4 protein-coding genes and 1 pseudogene are annotated in these 7,697 nt (G+C 34.2%); all 5 read left to right on the top strand.

Going from position 1 to position 7,697, the window contains the following annotated elements:
* The first annotated feature begins 283 nt into the window (after positions 1 to 283).
* Entirely contained in the window at positions 284 to 2,164 is a 1,881-nt protein-coding gene (dxs, locus tag V7056_RS00450) for a 1-deoxy-D-xylulose-5-phosphate synthase (protein ID WP_499698408.1), read from the top strand.
* 15 nt (positions 2,165 to 2,179) lie between these two features.
* Positions 2,180 to 3,007 carry a TlyA family RNA methyltransferase gene (locus V7056_RS00455; RefSeq protein WP_499698409.1) on the top strand — a complete coding sequence of 276 codons (828 nt, stop codon included), beginning with the start codon at positions 2,180 to 2,182 and terminating at the stop codon, positions 3,005 to 3,007.
* Between the two features lie 349 nt (positions 3,008 to 3,356).
* Positions 3,357 to 3,809, top strand: coding sequence for a transcriptional regulator AhrC/ArgR (ahrC, locus tag V7056_RS00460; protein ID WP_087998988.1), 453 nt, complete (start codon positions 3,357 to 3,359; stop codon positions 3,807 to 3,809).
* A 140-nt stretch (positions 3,810 to 3,949) separates the two neighbouring features.
* Positions 3,950 to 5,686 (top strand): DNA repair protein RecN, encoded by a 1,737-nt coding sequence (gene recN / locus V7056_RS00465; RefSeq protein WP_499698410.1) that lies wholly within the window; start codon positions 3,950 to 3,952, stop codon positions 5,684 to 5,686.
* A gap of 288 nt (positions 5,687 to 5,974) precedes the next feature.
* Positions 5,975 to 7,102, top strand: a pseudogene (gene spoIVB / locus V7056_RS00470) (SpoIVB peptidase); the annotation flags it as partial.
* Positions 7,103 to 7,697: the final 595 nt, after the last annotated feature.

The following is a 7,697-nucleotide window of genomic DNA, read 5'->3' on the forward strand; positions in this document are numbered from 1 at the left end:
GTTTCATTATAGATTAACATTTATCTATTTCAATTTAATTGTATAGCGTGGACAAGTAATAAGATTAGCCATACGTTGTGAAGTTGAAAGAAATGAATTCATCATTTACGATTGTTATTTATGAGCTTAAACTAAATGGTATTATGATACATGCTGTTAAGAGTTAGTACTCAAGACTTAGCGTTTAATTGCAAGTATGGTAAAATCATTTTAGAGAAAGTATTAAATAACCATTAATTTTTATTAGAATAGATTTAACATCTAGGAAGGTGAGTGATCCAAGATGGATCTTACGACGATTGAAAATCCAAGTTTTTTAAAAAATAAATCGATTGAGGAATTAGAACTATTAAGTGAAGAAATCCGTAAATTTCTTATACAGCAGTTATCAGAAACAGGTGGGCATATTGCACCAAATTTAGGTGTAGTTGAGTTGACTATTGCCTTACATAAAGTGTTTGATTCGCCACAGGATAAGTTCTTATGGGATGTTGGACATCAATCCTATGTACATAAAATTCTAACAGGTAGAGCGAATGAATTCTCTACTTTAAGACAATTTAAAGGACTTTGTGGATTTCCAAAGCGAATTGAGAGTGAGCATGACGTTTGGGAAACTGGCCATAGTTCTACTTCGTTATCTGCAGCAATGGGTATGGCGATTGCAAGAGATATAAAGAAGACGAAGGAATATATTGTTCCAATTATTGGTGATGGTGCCCTGACTGGTGGTATGGCTTTAGAAGCAATGAACCATATAGGACATGAACAAAAAGATGTGATCGTTATTCTAAACGATAATGAAATGTCTATTGCGCCGAATGTGGGTGCTTTACATAGTATTTTAGGTCGTCTTAGAACGACAGGGAAATATCGTTGGGCAAAAGGTGAACTTGAAGGAGTTATTAAAAAAATTCCTGGTATAGGTGATAAGTTATCAAGTACTTCTAAAAAGTTAAAAGATAGCCTTAAATACTTAGTAACTCAAGGGATGTTCTTCGAGGAAATGGGCTTTACTTACTTTGGACCAGTAGATGGTCATAATTACGAAGACTTATTTGAGACACTTGAGTATGCTAAGAAAACGAAGGGTCCAGTATTAGTTCATGTTTTAACGAAAAAAGGAAAAGGTTATAAGCCAGCAGAGAGTGATGATATTGGAACTTGGCATGGAACGGGTCCTTACAAAGTTGAGTCTGGTAAAATCATCAAACCTGATAAAGCGCCACCTGCATGGAGTAAGCTTGTCAGTGACACAGTATTAAAATTAGCTTTAAAAGATGAAAGAATTGTTGCTATAACGCCAGCAATGCCAGTCGGCTCAAAATTAGAGAATTTCCAGGCGCAGTTACCTGACCGTATATTTGATGTGGGAATTGCCGAACAACATGCTGCAACGGTTGCAGCGGGACTTGCAACTCAAGGCATGAAGCCGTTTCTTGCAATTTATTCAACCTTCCTACAAAGAGCATATGACCAAGTACTACATGATATTTGTAGACAAAATTTAAATGTTTTTATTGGTATAGATCGTGCTGGTCTAGTAGGAGCGGATGGGGAGACTCATCAAGGGGTATTTGATATCGCCTTTTTACGTCATATTCCTAATTTAGTATTAATGATGCCTAAGGATGAAAATGAAGGACAACATATGGTTAATACTGCAATTAAGTATGATGATGGCCCTATTGCACTTCGTTTTCCAAGAGGAAATGGTATTGGTGTACCAATGGATGATCAGTTAAAAGAAATTCCAATTGGTTCTTGGGAAGTGTTAAGAGAAGGATCTGATGCAGTCATTTTAACATTTGGTACCACAATTAAAATGGCATTAGATGCAGCTGAAAAACTAGAGAAGGAAAATATCTCAGTAAAAGTTGTAAATGCAAGATTTATTAAGCCAATGGATACTGCGATGTTAAATGATATATTCAAAAACGGCAAACCGATATTAACAATAGAAGAAGCGATGTTACAAGGTGGCTTCGGAAGTGCTGTTCTAGAATTCGCAAGTGATCATAGCTATCAAAATGTACGTGTTGATCGAATTGGGATTCCTGATTTATATGTTGAACATGGTGATGTAGATAAATTGTTAGATGAAATTCATTTAACGATGGAAGAATCAGTTAAGAAAATTCGTGAAATGGTATGTAATAAATAAGAGGATGTAATAAACATGGCAAAAAAGGAACGTATTGACGTACTTTTAGTAGAACGCGGATTGATTGAAACACGTGAAAAAGCAAAACGTGCAATTATGGCAGGTCTTGTTTATACGAATGAACAAAGACTGGATAAACCGGGCGAGAAGATTGATATTGAGTTACCTCTTCAAATTAAAGGTGACGTAATGCCATATGTTAGTCGAGGTGGTTATAAATTAGAAAAAGCATTAAAAACGTTTAATGTCACTGTAGAAGATAAAATTATGATAGATATTGGATCCTCTACTGGAGGTTTTACTGATTGCGCGCTCCAGAATGGTGCAAAAAAATCATATGCACTTGATGTAGGTTATAACCAGCTTGCTTGGAAGTTAAGACAAGATGAACGTGTAATTGTAATGGAACGAACTAATTTCCGTTATGTGAAGCCGGAAGATCTAATTGCTGGCCTACCGCAATTTGCGTCTATTGACGTTTCGTTTATATCTCTACGCTTAATCTTACCTGTTTTAAAAACATTATTAGTCGCTTCGGGTGATGTAGTTGCACTAATAAAGCCACAATTTGAGGCCGGTAGAGAACAAGTTGGTAAAAAAGGAATTGTAAGAGAGCCTAAAGTACACGAAGACGTAATCGATATGATGATTGATTTTTCGTTACGCCAAGGATATGATGTGAAAGCTCTAACTTTTTCACCTATAACAGGTGGAGATGGAAACATTGAATTTTTAATTCATCTTCATTGGGAAGGTTCAAAGGAACTTGGAGAAAATGAATTAACTTATACAACAAAGGAAATTGTGAAAGAAGCACATTCTGAGTTGAAAAAGGTGAAATAACAAAAAGGAACCGTAATAGGTTCCTTTCAGTTTGTAGACAAAGTATTAAAACTTGAAGATTCAGACTGCCTGAAAAAAGTTTCTTTCTAGTCGTGAAACCTGACGAGTAGACCGTAATGAGCACCGCAAGTTGGCGAATGACAAAGAAAACGAGCGTTTGGGGTCAGTCTGTAAGGAACCATAGAAGGTTCCTTTTTCCTTTTATGAGTAAGAAACAATATTGTTTTCAATACTATAGAAAAATCGTTTTTGTGAAAACGGTTAAAAAACTGTATACAATATACATTAGATTAGTTAAGATAATCTTACATATGTAAGATATTTGTCGTAATTTGCAAAGAGGTGTATTATGAATAAAGGTCAACGTCATATTAAAATACGTGAAATCATCGCAAAAAATGAAGTCGAAACACAAGATGAACTAGTACAAGCATTACGAGATTTGGGCTTCAAAGTAACGCAAGCTACGATTTCTCGTGATATAAAAGAATTACATTTAGTGAAAGTTCCTTTATCTGATGGTCGTTATAAATATAGTTTACCAGCAGATCAGCGTTTTAACCCATTACAAAAGTTAAAAAGACTTTTAATTGATTCGTTTATTAAAATTGATAGTTCAAGTCATTTAATCGTTATGAAAACTTTACCTGGTAACGCAAATGCAGTTGGAGCTTTAATTGATCATCTTGATTGGCCAGATATTATGGGAACAATTTGTGGAGACGACACAATATTAATCATTTGTCGTTCACCTGAAGATGCAGAAATTTTACAAGGTAAATTTATTGACATGTTGCAATAAAGCTTCACATATCACTCTACTGAGGATTAGATAATGTAAGCTAAAAACTGATTTTAGTTACTTGTCTAACGCCTCTAGAGAGATTAATCTTAAAAATTAGACATTAAAAGGTGAAGGTTTTATAAGAGGAGAGAAACTCATTGTTATCAGAACTGATTATTAAAAACTTTGCAATCATTGAGGAAGTTTCTATTTCATTTGAAAAAGGATTAACTGTTTTAAGTGGAGAAACTGGTGCAGGGAAATCAATCATCATTGATGCAATCGGCTTATTACTTGGCGGCAGGGGTTCTGCTGAATTCGTAAGATACGATACTGAAAAAGCCGAAATTGAAGGTTTATTCCATATTGAAGATGAAAACCATCCAATTTATATAAGATGTAAAGAGCATGGCTTTGATATTGAAGATGAGATGTTAATCTTAAAAAGGGATATTACTGCCTCCGGTAAGAGCATTTGCCGAATAAATGGAAAATTAGTCACAACTACAATTTTAAAAGAAATTGGTGGATTACTGGTTGATATACACGGGCAACACGAAAGTCAAGACTTGATGAATCAAGAGCATCATCTTGCAATGCTACAGCAGTACGATGGGAAAGGTTTAATGCCGTTGATTGAAACTTATCAGGAAGTTTTTAATCACTATTCTTCTTTAAAGAAGCAATTAAAGCAACTAACTGAGAATGAACAGCAAATGGCCCATCGATTAGATTTAATTCAATTTCAATTAACTGAAATTCAAAATGCAAATCTAATAGAAAATGAAGATGAGCAGCTAACAGAAGAAAGACTTAAAATAGCCAATTTTGAACGTATATATAAATCATTAGTAGAAGCATATCAAAGCTTATCTCAGGATGGTTCTGGTTTAGATTCTGTTCGATCTAGTATGTATTCATTAGAGTCAGTTGCTTCGATTGATCAAAATATAAAAGAGATGCATGAAGGCATTAGTAGTAGCTATTATTTATTGGAGGATATTTCATATCGTTTAAGAGATTCGATAGAAGAAATGGAATACGATCCTAATCGCTTGAATGAGATAGAAAACCGTTTAAATGAAATATCAATGCTGAAAAAGAAATATGGCGCTACTGTTACTGATATTTTGAAATATGCTGAAGGAATTGAACAAGAACTTGATAAAATCCAGCATAAAGATTTGCATATTGAAAAATTAGAAAAGGATCTACAAAATGCTACTCAAAGTCTAATTGACGTTGGGTTGAAGCTTTCTGAGAAACGTAAAGAACTTGCTAACCAATTAACTTCTGATATACATAAAGAATTAAAAGAGCTCTATATGGAGAAAACGACATTTGAAATTGTATTTTCATTTGAAGAAGGCTCAAGTACAGATCCATACTTTAATAATCAACATGTTAAATTTACAAAACACGGTTTTGATACTGTAGAATTTTATATTTCTACGAATCCAGGTGAACCTTTAAAGCCATTAGCTAAAGTGGCAAGTGGTGGGGAATTATCAAGAATGTTCCTTGCACTAAAGAGTATTTTCACAAAGCATCAAGGAATTACTTCCATCATATTTGATGAAGTAGATACTGGTGTGAGTGGTAGGGTGGCACAAGCGATTGCTGAAAAAATTCACAAGGTTTCTGTTAATTCACAAGTACTATGTATTACCCATCTACCACAAGTAGCTTCTATGGCTGATACTCATTTGTTTATTGCGAAGCTCATTGATGGAAATCGTACAAAAACTTCAGTGACACCTCTTCAAAATGAACAGAAAATCAATGAAATCGCGAGGATGATTGCCGGTGTTGAAATCACAGACGTAACGATTCAACATGCGAAAGAATTGATCGAGCAAGCAACCTCTACGAAGTACCAATCTCAGTCAATTTAATAAGGGAATATTTAATGTTAGAACATTTTTTTCTATACATTAAATATTCTCTTTTTTTGTGGGAAATATTGATAATTTAGTAATTGGATAATGTGAATTGAAACATACTAATACAACATTATACCTTAAGATTTATATCATATTTTTACAATTATAATTTGCTTTTATAAAGCTAACATTAACTATACAGCCACGAATTAGAAACAAAAAATCTGGCACTAGGAGAGTGATTCGATTGTGAAAAATGTAAATGTTCAACGAATAATTAAAATTCTTCTCCTTTTATTCATAGTTGGTATTGGCGCGTTTAATATAAATCAAAAAAATGTATTCTCATCTACAATCAAAAGTAAAAATCAACATGATGAACTAATTGATGTTGCCCTTGGAATAAATGATATTCCAATTAAAAAAGTAGATGTGAAAGTATTAAATAATTTAAGAGTAATACCAGGAGGCCAATCAATAGGAGTAAAGCTTAACTCAGTTGGTGTTTTAGTTGTAGGTCATCACTTAGTGAATACAAGTGAGGGACAAAAATCTCCAGGAGAAATTGCAGGAATTAAAGTTGGAGATATGATCATTAAAATGAATGGCAAACAAATAGAAAAAATGTCTGATGTTTTACCTTTTATTCAAAAAGCAGGTAAAAATGGTAAACCGATTAAAATCGTTGTAAAACGTGAAGGGAAATATTACACAAAGCTTTTAAAGCCAATTCGTGATAATGGTCAAAATAATTATCGAATCGGCTTATATATTAGAGATTCTGCGTCAGGAATTGGGACAATGACATTCATCGAACCAAATTCATTGAAATATGGTGCTTTAGGTCATGTAATCTCTGATAGTGATACAAGAAAAGCAATTGAAGTTGAAGACGGTCATATCGTTTATTCAACTGTAACGTCTATTGAAAAAGGTTCTGACGGAGCTCCAGGTGAAAAAATTGCTCATTTCGCTATGGACCGAGGAACGATTGGAAACATTACTTCAAATAGTCCTTTTGGTATATTTGGTAAGGTGAAAGATAAGATAGAAAATGGTGTAATGTCTGAGCCATTACCAATTGCTTTATCAAATGAAGTGAAAAAAGGACCGGCTAAAATACTTACAGTGATTCATGACAATAAAGTTGAGCAATTTGACATAGAGATTGTAAGTAGTATTCAACAAAAGTTTCCTTCTACTAAGGGAATTATTTTAAAAGTAACAGATAAGCGTTTGTTGAAGGAAACTGGTGGTATTGTTCAGGGCATGAGTGGTTCACCTATTATCCAGAATGGTAAAGTGATTGGAGCGGTTACACATGTCTTTGTAAACGATTCTACTAGTGGATATGGGGTTCATATTGAATGGATGCTTGATGAAGCGAAGGTACCTATTTACGATTATCAAGATAAGAAGGCATCATGAAGAAAAGACACTTAACAATTGTTAAGTGTCTTTTGTGTTCTCTAATAAATATGGCTCTGAGTAAGAAAAATGTTGAATTCCACTTCAGGTGCTCGCTTTCCATGGGCGTGCGCTAAGCCTCCTGGGCCCACACGATGCTGGTCATGCATGCGTTACGACAGGACGTCATTGTTTAAGCATGACTACGTTTGAACGCTCCTTTGGGGTCTCAGCTTCCCTCAGCTCGCATAGGAGTCGGTTCCATTCAACTTCTTGGAAGGTGATATAAAAACAAACTAAATAACTCTGATAAAAGAAAAAAGTTAATATCACTCCAGCCGCATTTGGGCTTTATTGGGGCTTAGTTGCCCTTTAAATGCAATAGGAGTAATCTACCTTAAGATTCATTCAACTTCTATATAAACTAATCTAAAAGCAGTTTAAATGAGAATGTAAAGAAGTATGTCTCAGTTCAATTGAGTTGGGGGGTTCCACATAGTTGTGAGTGACTTAAACGTAGGCAATTTGCAGATGAGTCGAATATATCGTTGTTACGACGTCAAAAGCATTTTAATTTCCAATTTTGAGATTCAAACTTTGCCATAAAAATAAATTT

This window comes from Bacillus sp. JJ664, from assembly GCF_036962205.1.
Taxonomy (GTDB): domain Bacteria; phylum Bacillota; class Bacilli; order Bacillales; family Bacillaceae_G; genus Gottfriedia.